We start from the raw sequence: 1,276 nt of genomic DNA on the forward strand, positions 1-1,276 counted from the left end.
GGTAATGTGGTCAAAAATAGTTGGTGACTTTGGTATAAAATTTCATTATAATCTGCGACAGATTTGAAGAGGACGTAAGCTCTGCTGAGGAGCAACTTACCAGCAATAAAATCTGTCAAGTGGAATGGAAGGGCTTCGTTTTTTCGGAGCCCTTTTTTCATGCTTCATTCTTCTTGTCCCATGGCTTGGAAAACCTTTTACCTTGTTGATTTTTGAAGTACAGATACCATTTCAAAAAGCTTTTTCTGTTTGCGTTCGAAAGTCCTCTATGGACATTGAGATTGTTTTTTAAATGTCCGAAGAACGACTCCAGACCGTTTGTTGATTTGGGTATTTTTGGGTTTTCCAGATAGTGAAACAAATTGGGCAGTGCGCTCATAATTACAGAGAAGGAACGCTTCAACAGCTTATGTTTATACCAGTATTTTCCAGTGGTGGGGTTCACGGTTTTCTCATGCACAAACTCATGATGACGGGCATCCCAATTGGCCAGATCCAGCAGCCAAAAGCTGAGCTGCTGTTGGGTACGGATCAGATGCAGTGTAGAGATGATTCTTCGAAGTTCCTGACCAGGAATGCTCTTTGGTTTACTGGAAAGCCATATTCTGCACATACGCTGGACATGGATCACACATCGCTGAAGGGTCACATCGGGGCAAACTTTCTTCACCGCCCGTAGTAGAGCCCGGTGACCATCACAGGTGATGGATTCAATCTGAACACCAAGAGCCAGCAGATTTTCCAGGTCTTCTTTCAGCTCCTCATACCGTTCTCCACTACTGAAACGGTAGAGCTGGGTAAACTTGACGGTGTTGTCCCGATACAGAATCAGACACAAGTCGTTGGTGAAATAAGTGCCATCAATGATCAGGTTTACACGCTCAGAGGGGTAAACACTCAGCATCGGTGGCTCTTTCAAATAGCCTTTGAACAGCCGCTGGATGGTGCTTTTACTGTACCCTGTGAGAACAACCAATTGCTCCAATGTTTGCTTGCCGATAACCCACTTTTCAAACCATATAAATTGGTTGGACTTGGCCACCGATGGATTCGAACCGGTAAAGAGAATCCCGCAGTTTTTGCATTTATATCGCTGCTTGCCGCCTTGCTTTCCCCACTTGATTGAGTCCAGAAAGCCACATGCCCAACACCTTTTTTTTTGACTTTTCCATAAAACAAAACAACCTTATTGAAACCACTTTCAATAAGGTTGTCACAAAAGACAGTAAATCAATAGTTTACACAGCTTTTACCAACTATTTTTGACCATTAAATC

Annotated in this window: 1 protein-coding gene; it reads right to left on the reverse strand. The window is 43.1% G+C overall.

Annotated elements, in window-relative coordinates; all coding sequences use genetic code 11:
- Positions 1 to 157 precede the first annotated feature (157 nt).
- Positions 158 to 1,132: an IS256 family transposase, variant Zn-binding type gene (locus QOL76_RS21220; RefSeq protein WP_430383842.1), complete on the reverse strand. Its 975-nt coding sequence runs from the start codon at positions 1,130 to 1,132 to the stop codon at positions 158 to 160.
- Positions 1,133 to 1,276 lie beyond the last annotated feature (144 nt).

It is taken from the genome of Algoriphagus winogradskyi (assembly GCF_900182815.1).
In the GTDB taxonomy this organism is placed as follows: domain Bacteria; phylum Bacteroidota; class Bacteroidia; order Cytophagales; family Cyclobacteriaceae; genus Algoriphagus; species Algoriphagus winogradskyi.